The sequence below is a fragment of the Porphyromonas sp. oral taxon 275 genome, from assembly GCF_018127745.1.
In the GTDB taxonomy this organism is placed as follows: domain Bacteria; phylum Bacteroidota; class Bacteroidia; order Bacteroidales; family Porphyromonadaceae; genus Porphyromonas.
Genome location: NZ_CP072333.1, coordinates 794,770 through 809,490 on the forward strand (window position 1 = coordinate 794,770; position 14,721 = coordinate 809,490).

12 protein-coding genes are annotated in these 14,721 nt (G+C 60.4%); 8 read left to right on the plus strand and 4 right to left on the minus strand.

Features of this window, described 5'->3' with window-relative positions; genetic code table 11:
* The first annotated feature begins 236 nt into the window (after nucleotides 1-236).
* The 8 genes from J4862_RS03200 (at nucleotide 237) to folE (ending at nucleotide 8,421) form a co-directional block, all read left to right on the plus strand.
* The gene (locus J4862_RS03200; protein WP_249107446.1) at nucleotides 237-1,523 is read left to right on the plus strand and encodes a regulatory iron-sulfur-containing complex subunit RicT; all 1,287 of its coding nucleotides are present in this window, start codon (nucleotides 237-239) and stop codon (nucleotides 1,521-1,523) included.
* Nucleotides 1,524-1,543: 20 nt separating this feature from the next.
* Nucleotides 1,544-2,035, plus strand: a complete 492-nt coding sequence (locus J4862_RS03205; RefSeq protein WP_211789293.1) for a hypothetical protein — start codon at nucleotides 1,544-1,546, stop codon at nucleotides 2,033-2,035.
* 90 nt (nucleotides 2,036-2,125) lie between these two features.
* Entirely contained in the window at nucleotides 2,126-4,591 is a 2,466-nt protein-coding gene (gene lon, locus J4862_RS03210) for an endopeptidase La (RefSeq protein WP_211789294.1), read from the plus strand.
* A gap of 10 nt (nucleotides 4,592-4,601) precedes the next feature.
* The gene (locus J4862_RS03215) at nucleotides 4,602-5,153 is read left to right on the plus strand and encodes a DUF1599 domain-containing protein (RefSeq protein ID WP_211789295.1); all 552 of its coding nucleotides are present in this window, start codon (nucleotides 4,602-4,604) and stop codon (nucleotides 5,151-5,153) included.
* A gap of 3 nt (nucleotides 5,154-5,156) precedes the next feature.
* Nucleotides 5,157-6,485, plus strand: a complete 1,329-nt coding sequence (locus J4862_RS03220; protein WP_211789296.1) for a BT_3928 family protein — start codon at nucleotides 5,157-5,159, stop codon at nucleotides 6,483-6,485.
* Nucleotides 6,460-7,221, plus strand: a complete 762-nt coding sequence (gene tpiA, locus J4862_RS03225; protein ID WP_211789297.1) for a triose-phosphate isomerase — start codon at nucleotides 6,460-6,462, stop codon at nucleotides 7,219-7,221. Before J4862_RS03220 ends, tpiA begins: the two co-directional genes overlap by 26 nt.
* Before the next feature lie 86 nt (nucleotides 7,222-7,307).
* Nucleotides 7,308-7,835: an SPOR domain-containing protein gene (locus J4862_RS03230; protein WP_211789298.1), complete on the plus strand. Its 528-nt coding sequence runs from the start codon at nucleotides 7,308-7,310 to the stop codon at nucleotides 7,833-7,835.
* A gap of 13 nt (nucleotides 7,836-7,848) precedes the next feature.
* The gene (folE, locus tag J4862_RS03235) at nucleotides 7,849-8,421 is read left to right on the plus strand and encodes a GTP cyclohydrolase I FolE (protein ID WP_211789538.1); all 573 of its coding nucleotides are present in this window, start codon (nucleotides 7,849-7,851) and stop codon (nucleotides 8,419-8,421) included.
* Between the two features lie 397 nt (nucleotides 8,422-8,818).
* On the opposite strand, the gene J4862_RS03240 is transcribed toward folE, so the two are convergent.
* The 4 genes from J4862_RS03240 to J4862_RS03255 are packed head-to-tail and all read right to left on the minus strand — an operon-like array spanning nucleotide 8,819 to nucleotide 14,701.
* Nucleotides 8,819-10,069: an ABC transporter permease gene (locus tag J4862_RS03240; protein WP_211789299.1), complete on the minus strand. Its 1,251-nt coding sequence runs from the start codon at nucleotides 10,067-10,069 to the stop codon at nucleotides 8,819-8,821.
* Nucleotides 10,070-10,072: 3 nt separating this feature from the next.
* Entirely contained in the window at nucleotides 10,073-11,239 is a 1,167-nt protein-coding gene (locus J4862_RS03245) for an AI-2E family transporter (protein ID WP_249107447.1), read from the minus strand.
* A gap of 14 nt (nucleotides 11,240-11,253) precedes the next feature.
* Nucleotides 11,254-12,684 carry an arylsulfatase gene (locus J4862_RS03250; RefSeq protein ID WP_211789300.1) on the minus strand — a complete coding sequence of 477 codons (1,431 nt, stop codon included), beginning with the start codon at nucleotides 12,682-12,684 and terminating at the stop codon, nucleotides 11,254-11,256.
* A gap of 16 nt (nucleotides 12,685-12,700) precedes the next feature.
* Nucleotides 12,701-14,701: a family 20 glycosylhydrolase gene (locus J4862_RS03255; protein WP_211789301.1), complete on the minus strand. Its 2,001-nt coding sequence runs from the start codon at nucleotides 14,699-14,701 to the stop codon at nucleotides 12,701-12,703.
* Between the last annotated feature and the right edge of the window lie 20 nt (nucleotides 14,702-14,721).

A 14,721-nucleotide genomic window follows, 5' to 3' on the forward strand; every position in this document is an offset into this window, starting at 1 on the left:
TGCTCGTTTCTTCCCCATAAGGTAGGTCGTGGCTATAGCCTCAAATTCCGTATCTTTGTACAATGCCGTATTACTCCCGCATCTTGCTGATGTAGGAGGCTCAGAGGTCGCTAAGTGCGGCGCTCTACGGCACCTTCGGTAGGCGAGGGGCGTGTGGGGGATAGCTTCCTCAGCGCTTCGCCGAAATATCATATACGGTCTGTGTAGTGACGCAGACCCCCCTAGTAAGATACACTATGGACTATAAGACCACACGGGCTAACGTCGGCTGCTGTGCTATGACCGCTGGTGGGTGTGAGGGCTGTAGTAAGGCTCAGATGAGCTCTTACGACTGGCTCAGTGACATCCCCGAGGCCTTGCGCAGCTCCGATCTCGTAGAGGTACAATTCAAGAATACCCGCAAGGGCTACTACATAAATAAGGAGCAGCTCGATCTCTCCAAGGGCGACCTCGTCGCCGTCGAGTCCACGACAGGGCACGATATAGGCTATGTGACCCTCCTGGGGAAGATGGCAGAGCTGTCGATGAAGTCGCATCGCTACCGCCCCGATAAGGGAGAGTTCCTCCAGGTCTATCGTCTAGCGCGCCCCAACGATATAGAGCGCTGGGAGGAGGCCAAGCGTAGGGAAGAGCCCACGATGATCCAGTCGCGCCAGATCGCTGCTGGCCTTGGCCTCGACATGAAGATCGGGGACGTGGAGTATCAGGGGGACGGGAATAAGGCTATCTTCTACTACATCGCTGATGGACGTGTAGACTTCCGCCAGCTGATCCGTGTGCTGGCCGACACCTTCCACGTGCGCATCGAGATGAAGCAGATCGGGGCACGCCAGGAGGCTGGCCGCATCGGGGGGATAGGCCCCTGTGGGCGCGAGCTCTGCTGTGCGTCCTGGATGTCGGGCTTCTCCTCGGTCAGCACCAATGCCGCACGCGTGCAGGACGTCACGATGAACCCGCAGAAGCTGACCGGCATGTGCGGCAAGATCAAGTGCTGCATGAACTTCGAGGTCAATGCCTATGCCGAGGCGCAGCGCTCCCTACCTGACAAGGAGATCGTGCTCGAGACTGCGGCGGGGAGCTACTACCACTTCAAGACCGACCACTTCCAGCGCCAGATCACCTACAGCACCTCGCGCCATGCCCCTGTACACCTGGTGACGATCTCCTCGGAGCGCGCCTTTGAGGTGATTGCCCTCAATAAGGAAGGGCAGCAGCCCGAGAGCCTAGAGGAGCTTGCGCCTAAGGGGCGCAGGGAGCGCAACCATGATATCCTCGCCGACAACAGCCTGACGCGCTTTGACAAGGCAGGCCGCGGTGGACGAGCTGGTACTCGTCCGCGTCGTCACGACGCAGCCCCCAGCGGGCGCCGTCAGGAGCGTCCGGAGCAGGGCGAGCAGCGGGCGGATCGTAGTCAGGTACGCCAGTTCCGTGGGCCTCGAGGAGCGCAGCAGGGGAGTCCTTCCCCGCGAGGAGCTGCCGAGCGTCCCGCCCGTGAGGGGGCCAAGGCAGAGGAGCGCCACTAGGCGACCAAGCTCGACACGCGATGCAGCTATTCTCTTGGCTTCGTCCCCTCATCTTGCCCGTACTCCTCGGCGTGCTGGTTGCTGGCTGTAGCCCACTGCCCAAGGAGTACTACTGCTACTATGTGCCCAAGCAAGGCCTGTGGGGGGAGCGGATGTGCATCCTCTATCCGCTGCTGGTCACGCAGTCGGAGCGACAGCATCATGCAGAGCTACTGCTGCGCCTAGATAGCCGTATGAGGCAGTCCGATCATCGCCTGATATTGGAGCTGCAGCGCGGGGGGCGTACGCTCACCAGCGATACACTGCGCCTGAGCGTAGCTGACCCTCGGGGCGAGTGGTCCCAGGCTGGAGTACATTATCATGAGTATAGGCTCCCTTTGGCACGGGCTTTGCAGATTAAGGCGACAGGGCTCTATCAGCTGCGCCTACGCCACCTAGACGGGCACCCGATAGCGGGTGTCGCTGGTGTCGGGATTTATGTGCGGCCTAGGGTAGAGCCTCGGGCTAACTAATTTGAGTGTAGAGGATTGAGTGCCTCTACAGCTGGCAGAGGGCGCTGCGGTGTGCCTATCCCATCTCTCTGCTAGCATGGATATGAATGTATGAGTAAGAAGAAAAAGAATACTGACGAAGTGGCAGGCGCTGAAGAGCAGCGCCCCTTCCTCGCGATACCTGTACTGGCTAACTATGAGGAGCAGGAGGGCTTCGCCCCCGAGGCGAGCGAGCTCCCAGAGGAGCTCCCCATCATCGCTCTGCGCAATATGGCGGTCTTCCCAGGCACGCTAGCGCCGATCCTGATCGGGCGCAAGAAGTCTATGCAGGTCATCCGCAAGGCTGAGCGCGAGCAGCTCCTCATCGGGGTGCTGGCACAGCGCGACGCACTTGTGGAGAACCCCAAGGAGGCTGATCTCTACCCCCTAGGGACGCTCGTCGAGGTGACGCAGATCATAGAGCTTCCCTCGGGAGAGTTCTCTGCTATCCTGCGTGGACGCCAGCGCTTCGTCCTTGACGAACTGAAGACGACGACCCCTTACCTCAAGGGAAGCTATCATACCCTCCCCGATACAGCTCGGGAGCTGGAGGCGAGTCAGGACTTCGACGTACTGGTCGGTATGCTCCACGAGCGCCTCATCACGCTGCTGGAGCGCCTTACCCCTGGCGCGCCCAAGGGCTTCATGGATACGATCCGAGGCATACGCAATCGCGCTTACCTCGTGAACCTCGCCTCCTCAGTCGTGGACGTGCCGATTGAGGTACGTCAGGAGCTGCTCAATGCCGAGGACCTGGGTGCGCGGGCGATGCTTGTCCTGCCGCTCATCCAGCGTCAGATCAGGGAGGCCGAGCTGCGTGACGAGATCCTGGCCAAGACCAAGCTGGAGATGGATCAGCAGCAGCGTGAGTACTTCCTCCAGCAACAGATGCGTGCCATCCAGAGCGAGCTCGGGCACGAGGACTCTGCCGAGGACGAGATCGAGGAGCTACGCGCCAAGGGAAAGAAGAAGAAATGGAGCAAGGCAGTCGCGGAGACTTTCGCCAAGGAGCTACGCAAGGCCAAGCAGCTCAACCCACAGAGCCCCGACTACTCCGTCCAGATGCAGTACCTGCGCACGATCGTAGATCTGCCCTGGGGCATCTATAGCAAGGATCACTTCGACCTCAAGAAGGCAGCCGAGCTCCTCGACCGCGAGCACTATGGTCTGGAGCGCGTCAAGGAACGTATCCTAGAGCATCTAGCGGTACTGAAGCTCAAGGGGGATATGAAGTCCCCCATCATCTGCCTCTACGGCCCTCCAGGGGTAGGGAAGACCTCGCTGGGGCGTAGCATCGCCGAGAGCCTCGGGCGTAAGTACGTCCGCATCTCCCTCGGGGGTGTCCATGATGAGGCCGAGATACGAGGCCACCGCCGTACCTACATCGGTGCTATGAGTGGGCGTATCATCCAGAGCCTGCAGAAGGCAGGGACCTCCAATCCCGTCTTCGTCCTCGACGAGATCGACAAGCTCTCCAGCGACTACAAGGGTGATCCCGCATCGGCACTCCTAGAGGTCCTGGATCCGGAGCAGAATACGACCTTCCACGACAACTATCTAGATATAGACTACGACCTCTCGAAGGTGCTCTTCATCGCTACGGCCAACGATGTCTCCAGCATCCCTCAGGCACTCCGTGACCGTATGGAGCTCATCGAGGTCTCGGGCTACATCGCTGAGGAGAAGCTGCAGATCGCTCAGCAGCACCTCCTGCCCCGTGAGGCTAAGTCTCATGGTCTGGCGGAGCGCATCCCTCCCTTCAGCCGCGAGGCACTGGAGCTGATCATCGAGGAGTACACCCGCGAGAGTGGGGTGCGTGGTCTCACGAAGCGTATCGCCGCTGTGCTACGTAAGCTCGCCTGGGCGCTAGCCTCAGAGGAGGGCCTCCCCGAGGAGGTGACGCCCGAGCTGGTGCGTCAGTACCTTGGCAAGACCGTATATTCGCGCGACAAGTATCAGGGCAATGAGCTCCCAGGCGTGGTCGTTGGCCTTGCTTGGACGAGTGTCGGAGGGGAGATCCTCTTCATCGAGAGCAGTCTACAGGCGGGGCAGAATGGCCGTCTGATCCTTACGGGGAGCCTCGGTGATGTCATGAAGGAGTCTGCGACGATCGCCCTCAGCTACGTCCGTGCCCACGCCGAGGAGCTGGGCATAGACCTCGAGCAGCTCAAGGACAAGGAGCTCCACATCCATGTACCCGAGGGCGCCATCCCCAAGGATGGCCCCAGCGCAGGGATCACGATGGTGACCTCTATTGTCTCGGCACTCACACGCCGCAAGGTGCGCCCACGTCTAGCGATGACGGGCGAGATCACCCTGCGCGGCAAGGTGCTGCCCGTCGGTGGCATCAAGGAGAAGATCCTCGCTGCTAAGCGATCGGGTATTCAGGACATCATCCTCTGCCGCGAGAATGAGCGTGACATCGAGGAGATCAACGAGCGCTACCTAGAGGGCCTTAGCTTCCACTACGTGGACGAGATAGGTCAAGTGCTTGACTATGCTCTCCTTGAGGAGCGCGCAGACGAAGTAAATAAGTAACTTTGCAGCGATGAACCCTAGCCAACTAAACACGGAGGAGGCCTGTCGGCAGATCTTGCAGATCTGTCGCAGGCTCTTTGTGCAGAAGCTCCACGACTACGGAGCCTCGTGGCGTATCCTTCGTCCAGAGTCCCTCACAGATCAGATCTACATCAAGGCAGAGCGCATCCGTAGCCTGCAGACCAAGGGCTATGCCCAGGTCAATGAAGGGATAGATGTCGAGCTCATCGCGATCGTGAACTATGGCCTCATCGGGATGATACAGCTCCAGCTCGGGGCTGTATCCTCTCCCGATATCTCGCCTGAGGTAGCCCTAGAGCTCTATGATCGCTTCGCTGAGGATACGCTGCAGCTGATGCTAGCCAAGAACCATGACTATGGCGAGGCCTGGCGTAATATGCGCATCTCCTCCATGGTCGATATGATCCTCTCCAAGGTCTACCGCACTAAGCAGATAGAGGACCTCAAGGGGCAGACACTTGTCTCCGAAGGCATCGACGCCAACTACAAGGACATGGTCAACTACGCGCTCTTCTGCCTCATCAAGATTGCCGAAGCCTAAGCCGTGATACATCTACGCCATACGATCGCTGAATGTGCCCGCCTCATCGTAGGGCTGACCTTCGTAGCCTCTGGGCTGCTGAAGGCAGTGGATCCTGTGGGCACGGCGCTCAAGATCACGGAGTACCTGGCGCCTGTCTTTGCCTTCACTGGGCATGGCTATAGTCTCGCGCTGGGGCTATCCTTCGTCCTATGCGCAGGGGAGTTCATCCTTGGCGCCTTCCTCCTGGCTGGCTCCTACCGCCGTGTCTGTGCCCGCTTCGCCTTCGTCTTCATGATCTTGATGACCTTGGTGACGGGCTACATCCTCATCGCGGATCCCGTCAGTGACTGCGGCTGCTTCGGGGACGCACTGCACTTGACCAACCTTCAGACCTTCCTGAAGAACCTCGTCCTCCTGCCGCTGAGCTACCTCGTCCTACGGGACGCCTCAGCGCTAAGGCACCTTTTCAGCCTTCGGGAGCGCTGGGTCCCGACCCTCCTCGCGCTTGGGGGAATCATCTTCTTCCTCGTCGAGAACTACCGTCACCTGCCGCTCTTCGACTTTAGGCCCTATACGGTGGGGCTCAAGCTCGATGAGGCCATCATCGCCGAGGAGGAGCAGTTCCAGCGTGCGGCACTGCAGAGCACGAGCTATATCTACGAGAAGGCAGGGGAGCAGCGCAGCTTCTCTCCCGAGGCCTTGCCTGATAGCAGCTGGGCCTTCGTCCGAGTGCAGGATAGCCTGGCGCTGGAGGCCTTCAAGCCCAAGTACGACTTCGCTCCCGTCGATAGCCTAGGTTATCCTATGGCTGAGGATCTACTGAGCGATTCCAGCGTCACGCTCCTACTGCTGGCGCCTAGCTGGGATGCGGCGAATCAGAGTGTCATCGACGAGGTGGGTGAGCTCGCTACGCAGGCGGCTGCCTTGTGCTACCGCTTCTACGGCCTCACGGCTTCGGGGGCAGAGGAGATCGCCCGCTGGCGCTACCAGACGGGTGCGACCTACCCGATGCTGCAGATGGACCCCACGCCCATACGTACGATGATACGTGCCTATCCAGGCCTCCTTGTACTGCGCGGTGGTCAGATCATTGACAAGCGGGCCTACTCTGACTTCCCCAAGGTGGAGGAGGTCACCACCTACCTCAAGGAGCTCGGCGATCCCAAGCGTCCGCTCCCCACACCCAGCTACGTCCGCACCTATCCGCTCCTCCTCTGGGCACTTCTCCTGGTGCTGGCCTTCCTACGCTTCTGGGCCAGGAAGCTCCACCTTACCCTCTACCTCAAGAGACGTATACATTATTCACATATAAAGGAAATAGACAATGAGAAAGAACATCGTCGCCGGTAACTGGAAGATGAACAAGACCCTTCAGGAGGGTACGGCCTTCATCGCTGAGCTCAAGCAGACGCTGGCAGGCAAGAGCCTGGGCTGTGACGTCGTCATCGGCGCTCCCTTCATCCACCTGGCTACCATCGCTGAGCAGGCTAAGGGCAGCGCAATCGGCATCGCTGCTGAGAACTGCGCTGACAAGGCTGAAGGCGCTTACACAGGTGAGGTATCGGCTGCTATGGTAGCCTCGACGGGCGCTCGCTACGTCATCCTCGGCCACTCGGAGCGTCGTGCCTACTACGGTGAGAACGATGCTATCCTGAGCGAGAAGCTCGCCCTGGCGCTAGCCAATGGCCTGACTCCCATCTTCTGCATCGGGGAGGTCAAGGAAGAGCGTGAGGCTGGCAAGCACTTTGAGGTCGTAGCACAGCAGCTCGAGGGCACGGTCTTCGGGCTTTCTGCCGAAGACTTCTCCAAGGTCGTCCTGGCCTACGAGCCTGTATGGGCCATCGGTACGGGTCTGACCGCTAGCTCGGCTCAGGCACAGGAGGTACACGCCCACGTGCGTCAGCTCATCGCTAGCAAGTATAGCGCTCAGATCGCTGAGGACTGCACGATCCTCTACGGCGGTAGCTGCAACGCTAGCAACGCCAAGGAACTCTTCGGCCAGCCCGACATCGACGGCGGTCTGATCGGTGGTGCTTCGCTCTCGGTAGAGAAGTTCCTCCCCATCATTGAGGCCTTCAACAAGTAGACCTTATCTTCCCGACCACTTCCTCCGCTGACGGCGCCTAGCCTCAGTTGGGGAAGTGGCTTCATTCATTTAGCTGCACGCGATTCATGCTAAGACGATATCGACTGACCCTCGGCTTGCTCCTCTGCGCCCTTGTGTCGGGTAGCCTCGCCGCTCAGACGCTGCCCGAGAAGAGCCGCCCGCGCAATATCTTTGAGGCCCTCGAGGAGCCTTCCTCGGGCGAAGGGCTCATCACCATCATCCAGTCGTCCGAGCTGCGCACACTCGTCGGCTCTGTCGCTGGTGGGCGTACTGCGACGCTGGGACGTGATGGTAACTATACCCTGCTCATGGGCTATCGCATCCAGGTCTTCAATAGCAACCTGCCCAATGCCAAGGCTGAGGCTTATAGTCGTGCTGAGCAGCTGAAGCGCTTAGCCCCCTCGATGAGCAGCTACATCACCTATAAGGCTCCCTTCTGGAAGCTCACGATCGGCAACTTCCTTACCCGAGAGGAGGCCAGCCAGACCCGCACGAGCCTCGTCCGCACCCTGCCTAGCTGGATGCGCGAGTCCTACGTGGTGCGCGATAAGGTGCGTATCCTTAACTACACAGATCCCAATGTCAGCCAATAAGTATATCCCCACCATGAGCGATCAAGAGCGTGATGAGGCGCTGCGTCATCACTACACGCAGATCCTCCAGTTGCTGGGCGAGGATCCCGAGCGAGAAGGTCTCGTCAAGACCCCCGAACGGGTGAGCAAGGCGATGCGCTTCCTGACGCAGGGTATGGCGCAGTCCCCTGAAGAGATCCTTCGCTCGGCGATGTTCAAGGAGGACTATCGCCAGATGGTCATCGTCAAGGACATTGACTTCTATTCCCTCTGTGAGCACCACATGCTCCCCTTCTTTGGTAAGGTGCATATCGGCTATATTCCGAATGGCTACATCACGGGGCTGAGCAAGCTGCCACGTGTCGTGGACGTCTTCGCTCGCCGCCTGCAGGTGCAGGAGCGCCTCACGATGCAGATCAAGGACTGCATCCAGTCGGCGCTCAATCCCCTTGGGGTCATCGTCGTCATCGAGGCGCAGCACATGTGCATGCAGATGCGTGGGGTGGAGAAGCAGAACTCTTACACCACGACCAGCGACTTTACGGGGGCCTTCCGCGAGGCCAAGACGCGCGAGGAGTTCATGCAGCTCATCACGCACGGCAAGTAGCCTCCTTCGCTTAGCTGAATAGTAAAGCGCGAGGTCAGCAGCCACTCAGGCTGCTGACCTCGCGCTTTATTCATGTCTTGCTCTCTCCTTGGTCTTAATGTTCGTCTGATATAGCTTGTCGTCCATACGAAAGCCTAGTAGGCGACCTTAACTATCTGCATTAAGTAGAGCTGCAAGGGAGGGTAGAGCCAGTTCCTTAGCCTACCAAAGGCCAACCCGCATACTGCTTGCGTGGTCTCGTCGAGACCGTATCCGTAGAGGGGGGAGGCAATGACGTGAGGGGATAGCCTAAGCGGAGCTCCGTGAGGGATATCCCTCAGCCTCGTGACTGCTACCCCTGAGCTTCGTGACTGACGTCTCTCAGCGGGCTGACTGATATCCCTCGGGAGGGCTTCTCCTAGTCTATCCGCATGCTCTCGGCGGGACGTATGCGACCTACCAGCCGTGTCGGGATAAGGATCATCGCAAGGATCAGTACGAGCGTGCCGAGGTTGATGCCCAGCCACAGCAGTAGGTCTAGCTGTATGGGTACGGCATCGGTGAAGTAGTTGGCTGGGTTGAGACGGATGATGCGGTAGTGCTGCTGCAGAAGACAGAGGCTAAGGGCGAGGAGATTGCCCCAAAAGAGCCCCTTGACGATGATACGCCCCGAGAGGAGCAGAAGGCTGAGGCGCAGCGTGCTATCTTTGCTGCCGAGCGCCTTGAGGATACCGATCTGACGGCTCTTATCAAGTACAAGGATGACAAGCCCCGTGATCATGGAGAAGCCGCCGACGAGTAGCATCAGCGCCAGCAGGGCATAGACATTGGTGTCGAGGACGGCAAGCCAGCTGAAGAGCTCGGGCTGGAGCTCTTGCCCGAGGTTGAGCCCGTAGCGCTCGCCACCGATGAGCTCGGGGCGCTGCTCTAGTTCACGCACGAGACGATCGAGGACTTTGGGAGCTTCGTCTGGCTGCTCTAGCATGATCAGCAGACGGCTATAGCTATGCTCATCCCACTTGCGCAGACGCTGTAGCGTCACTAGGGGGCAGAGGGCAGGCGAGAGCTCGAGCCCCGCCGACTCGTAGATGCCGACGAGCTGGAAGGCCCGCACACGCATCTTCTCCCCCATGAAGTAGATACGTACCTTGTCGCCGAGCTTGTAGCCGAGGCTACTGGCTAGATGTGAGGGGAGGGCGATCTCGGGCTGCTCCGAGCCCTGGGGCTTCGGCAGGCGTCCTTGGCGGAGCTGCTCGTCGAAGTAAGAGCTGTGGAAGCTGCTATCGACCCCATAGAGCGAGATACCGTCGAAGCTCTCCTCGGTCTTGATAAGCCCGGCCTCCTGGATCAAGGGCATGACCGAGCGCACGCCAGGGCTATGGCGCAGGTACTGGAGGAAGGGATCGGAGATGTAGAGCGGGCTGTTGCTGTCGCGCCAGCTAGCGCCGTAGCCCGAGAGACTGATGTGCCCCGTCTGGCTGAAGGCAAAGGAGCGCACCTGTCCGCGGAAGCCGAGGATGATGCTCACGGCTAGCAGCATCACCGCCAGCGAGAGGGTAATGCTGAGTGTCGTCAAGCTCAGCGTACGGGCGAAGCCCGACTCCCCACCGCGCGAGCTGCGGGCAAGACCTCGGGCGAGGAAGATACTGGGATGCTGGAGCAGTCGCATGGCCTAGTCTTCACTCTTAGCCTGCTTGGGCTGCTTCGCTCGCTTGCTCTTGCGCCCCCGCAGGGCATCCGCCTCAGCGATGTAGGCTTCGTCCTGCAGCACGTAGCGCATATAGAGATTGTAGCCGAACATCGTCGCGGGCAGGGCGATCAGCATGCCGAAGAAGCCGAAGAGTGAGCCCCACACAGTGAGCACCAGTAGGATCAGCGAGGGGCGCATGCCCATCGAATGCCCCATGATACGCGGGACGATGAACATATCCTGTAGGATCTGCACCAGCAGCAGTACGCCGAAGCCCAGCAGCAGGCAGATGAAGGCGTTCTCCCCCGTCTGTGCCGCCATCAGCAGGCAGGTCAGTCCGAGCGGGATGACACCTAGCGCCTGCATGTAGGGGATGAAGTTGAGGAGCCCGATGAATATGCCCATCGCTATGGCCAGCGGGAGCCCAATGATGTTGAAGCCTATGGAGAGCAGCACCCCGACGCTTAGCGCTACGAGCGCTTGGCCACGGAAGTAGCTATTCATGTAGTAGTCTAGATCCTTGAAGATGCTGTAGGCTGTGGGGCGGACGCTCTGGGGGAAGAGACTGACAAGCCCACGGGCAAGGCCCTCGAAGTCCAGTAGGATGAAGATGAAGTACATGAGGCCCACGAGGAAGACGAAGCCCCAGGAGAAGACTGAGAGCGTCCCTGAGATGATGCTCCCAGCTTGGTCGATGATGATCTTCGTATTCTCAATGATCTGCTGGAAGGAGACGCCGCGCGAGAGGCGGCCGAAGTTGAAGCTCCCTTCCAAGTAGCGTCGCATCTCGGGCGGGAGTATCCGCTTGAGGATGTCCTGTCCACCGTTGTAGGACGAGATGGAGCTGAGGGTCTTCTCTACCTCCTCGCGCACCGAGGGGACGATATAGATGAGGCCTAGCCAGATCAGTCCGCCCAGCAGCACGAAGGTCAGTAGCACGGCTAGCCCGCGATAGCGCAGCCGTAGCCGATACTGGAAGAAGCGTACTATGGGCATCATCACATAGGCAAAGATCCCCGCTACGAGGAAGGGCAGGATGACGCTCCAGATGGCGCTCAGGGTCCAGATGAGTAATACAAGGAGCACGAAGAGGAGGAGCATCCTCACCGTGCGATCGAGTGTGAAGGGTCTTGAGAGGTACTGCTTCATAGGAGTACGGGGAGCTATCTAGGATGGGCCTCGGCGGTGTGCTCGTACTTGAAGGGGAAGGCCTTGGAGGGCGTACGCATGGAGTGCATCTGCTTGTAGAGCCGCTCGACGCGCTCGGGCTGCTCCTGGCTGAGGTCCTTCGTCTCGCTGGGATCCTCCTTGAGGTTGTAGAGCTCCAGCTTGGGCTGTCCGCCATCGACCTGGAGGGCAACGAGCTTCCAGGGGCCTTGACGTAGGGCCATCTTGCCCCCATCCTCGTGGAACTCCCAGTAGAGGGGACGCTCTAGGCTACGCTTGGTCAAGGGCCGGCCCTTGAGGAAGCTAGCGAAGCTCTGGCCGTCACTGCCTTGTGCAGCTCCACGCTGCCCGATCAGCTCGGCGAAGGTCGGGAGGAAGTCCCAGAAGGCAAAGGGCGCGTCACTGCGTCGCCCTGCAGCGATCTGCCCCTTCCACGCAATAGCCATGGGGACGCGTATCCCTCCCTCGTAGACATCGCGCTTGATGCCGCGGAAGATGCCGTTGCTGTCGAAGTACTCAGGGTTGGCACCGCCCTCACGGTGGGGACCGTTGTCGCTGGTGAAGATGATGATGGTGTTGTCCTCGATGCCGAGGCGACGGATCAGCGCCGTGACCTCACCCGTGTATCTGTCTAGACGCTCTACCATGGCGGCAAAGGAGGCGTGGGCGTTGGGGGAGGACTCGTAGTCCCAGGAGGCGCGCTGCTTATACTCGCGAGGCGTCAGCTTCCCCTCGTAGTACTCGTAGACGGCGTCGTGGGGGAGGTTGAGCTCGGCATGTGGGAGCGTGTAAGTGAGGAGGGCGAAGAAGGGCTTGCCACTGCCTGCCGACTGCTCGATGAAGCGTAGCGCCTCGCGGTGGATGGTGTCTGCTGAGTAGACGCCCTTGCCTCCATCCTTGTTGGCAGCAAAGTCTACGCGCTCCTTGCCACGCCACAGGTGGTCGGGGTAGTAGGAGTGTGCTAGGCGCTGGCAGTTGTAGCCGAAGAACTCGTCGAAGCCTCTATCCGTAGCCTCAGCGCCTGAGCCGGGATAGCCTAGCCCCCACTTGCCGAAGATCCCCGTGCGGTAGCCCGCGCGCTGGAAGAGGCGCCCCAGGGTCATACGGTCGGCCATAGGCGCCTGCCCCTCGGGCTGTATCTCGTGGTTGCCGCGCACCTGGGTGTGCCCCGTGTGCATACCTGTCATCAGCGAGGCACGGGAGGGCGCACTGACCGAACAACCCGCATAGAAGTCCGTCATCTGTAACCCTCGGTGTGCTAGGTCGTCGATATTTGGGGTGCGGACGTGGCGCTGTCCATTGAAGCCCACATCACCGTAGCCGAGGTCATCGGCAAGGATGAAGACGACATTGGGCAGAGGACGCTTGATCTGGGCCGTTAGGCTGGTGGCAGAGGCGAGTACGAGGAGGCTTGCTTTGGGTATCATTGAGGTATAGCTTGTACTAGAAGGCTAGATAGCGGACGGGCGCAGCGCGGCGTCCGTCGGGGGTGAGTAGTGAGGCGGTGAACATCCACTTGACCAGGCGTACCTCACGGGAGGTGAAATGGTCGATGGGGAGCTTGATGCAGATTTGCGTCCAGCCCTTGGGGAGCTGTAGGGGGATGAGGGGGCGGGCACTGGCATTCTCGTTCTTCAGGGCTAGCTCCTTGTCCTTCTGCTGGTGCTGGTTGGTCCAGCGAGGGGGGAGGAGCTCACGTCCCCCGACCCAGATGCGGCTGCCTCGCCAGTCCCAGGCACCCTGGGGCGGTGCTAGATCCTGCTCGGAGCGGCTATAGTTCTGCGTCTCGAAGAAGAGCCCGACGCGCTGCGCCCGCTCACTGTAGACCCAGGCCGTGGCGTAGACGGTGTGTTGCGGCTGCGGGTCAAGTAGTGCCCCGGGGCAGATGTCGCCCCAGACGTGACGTAGGTAGATACCTGAGCCCGCTACCTGCTGGCTGGGGTACTGCTTCCCCTCGTAGCTGTAGCTAGGGAGCTCTGTGGGTGGTGTCGCCTGCCCTAGACCCTCCTCGGGTGGGAAGCGGCGGCCGAGGTCTCCCCCATTAGGGAAGGGGGCGCTTAGCAGCCAGCGTGCCTGCGTCTGCTGGACGTAGGGGAACTCCTCGGGAGGGAAGTGCCCCTTGTAGCGGAGCAGTCGCTGCTCGAACTCGCGGAAGTGCTGGAAGGCAGCTCCCTTAGGATCATAGCAAAGACTGTGCCTATCGGTGAAGTAGCCCTGCCCCCCGCCGCGCCAAGCACGCTCCGCCAGTGCCAGCATCGCGGGATAGAGGCTATTCTCCTGTATAACCTGCTTCGTGTCCCTCGGTGCCCTATCTGTCCAGATGCCTAGGATAGCCCCCCAGAGGGTGGAGTCCCCTACGGGCTTGCCGTAGATCGTGCTGCTGTAGAGCTGAGCGATGTCGGCGAAGTAGTCGAAGTGATTGAGGTAATGGTAGCGGCTGTCTACCGCTGCGATCCCCTCATGCACCTTGCCACGGGAGCTCCACAGCTGGAGCAGGTCGACCTCCCCAGGCTTGTAGTGCCAGCCTGGGTTCCACGAGATCGCCTTGCGCCCGAGGCTATGGATGTAGCTCGTCATCTCGGGGCCGAAGTGCGGATCCGTGAACTGCACCTCGTCTGTCCCTATATGGATGTAGGGCACGTCTAGCGCCTCGGTGAGCTCCTTGATGAGCTCCTTGAGCGTCGCCTTACCCTCGGGCGTCTGCATGCCGTAGCCGAGCGCTCGCTCGAAGGCTGCACTATGGCCAGGCATATCGAGCTCTGGGATCATCAAGACATGGTGCTGACGACAGTAGTCGGCGAGCTCCCGTGCCTCGGCGAGCGTGTAGTACTTCCCCGCATCGCGTGTCATGCTGCTCGCGGCATTGAGCTGAGGGAAGCGCTTCGACTCGATGCGCCAGGCCTCGTTCTCCGTCAGGTGCCAGTGGAAGACATTGACCTTGAAGGGCGCTAGGCGGACGACCAACTCCTTGAGCTTCGCTAGAGGAATGTAGCTGCGCCCCGTGTCTATCATGAAGCCACGCCAGCGGAAGGCAGGCCAGTCCGTGATCTGCCTGCTGCGCCAGCCTCGCCCCTCGCGGAGCTGCACCAGCGTCTGAAGCCCCCGATAAAGGCCTGTGGGCTGCTGAGCCTCCAGCGTGATCGCCTGCTGCGTGATGTGTAGGCGATAACCCTCCTCATCCCCCTGAGGGAAGTGGAGGCTGCTGTCGAGACGTAGCTCTAGCCGCTGCCTAGCTCGCCGATCTAGGGTAAGCCCGAGCTGCTCGCCCACGAGCGGGGCGAAGCGCCGACTAAGCTCGGGGCTCGCTACCAGCTGCACGGAGCGCGCGACGAAGCGCGCCGACCCGAGGAGGCTGTCCTGCTGTGCACTCGGGAGCAGCGTCTGGGCAGAGCTCCCTATAGAGCATAGTCCCGTGGCGAGCAGGGCAAGGAGGCTAGAGCGCATAGACCTAGGGGGGGAGATGG

Coding starts and splice junctions, on each gene's coding strand:
- J4862_RS03200 (WP_249107446.1), top strand. CDS start 237: ATGGACTATAAGACCACACGGGCTAACGTCGGCTGCTGTGCTATGACC.
- J4862_RS03205 (WP_211789293.1), top strand. CDS start 1,544: ATGCAGCTATTCTCTTGGCTTCGTCCCCTCATCTTGCCCGTACTCCTC.
- lon (WP_211789294.1), top strand. CDS start 2,126: ATGAGTAAGAAGAAAAAGAATACTGACGAAGTGGCAGGCGCTGAAGAG.
- J4862_RS03215 (WP_211789295.1), top strand. CDS start 4,602: ATGAACCCTAGCCAACTAAACACGGAGGAGGCCTGTCGGCAGATCTTG.
- tpiA (WP_211789297.1), top strand. CDS start 6,460: ATGAGAAAGAACATCGTCGCCGGTAACTGGAAGATGAACAAGACCCTT.
- J4862_RS03230 (WP_211789298.1), top strand. CDS start 7,308: ATGCTAAGACGATATCGACTGACCCTCGGCTTGCTCCTCTGCGCCCTT.
- folE (WP_211789538.1), top strand. CDS start 7,849: ATGAGCGATCAAGAGCGTGATGAGGCGCTGCGTCATCACTACACGCAG.
- J4862_RS03240 (WP_211789299.1), bottom strand. CDS start 10,069: ATGCGACTGCTCCAGCATCCCAGTATCTTCCTCGCCCGAGGTCTTGCC.
- J4862_RS03245 (WP_249107447.1), bottom strand. CDS start 11,239: ATGAAGCAGTACCTCTCAAGACCCTTCACACTCGATCGCACGGTGAGG.
- J4862_RS03250 (WP_211789300.1), bottom strand. CDS start 12,684: ATGATACCCAAAGCAAGCCTCCTCGTACTCGCCTCTGCCACCAGCCTA.
- J4862_RS03255 (WP_211789301.1), bottom strand. CDS start 14,701: ATGCGCTCTAGCCTCCTTGCCCTGCTCGCCACGGGACTATGCTCTATA.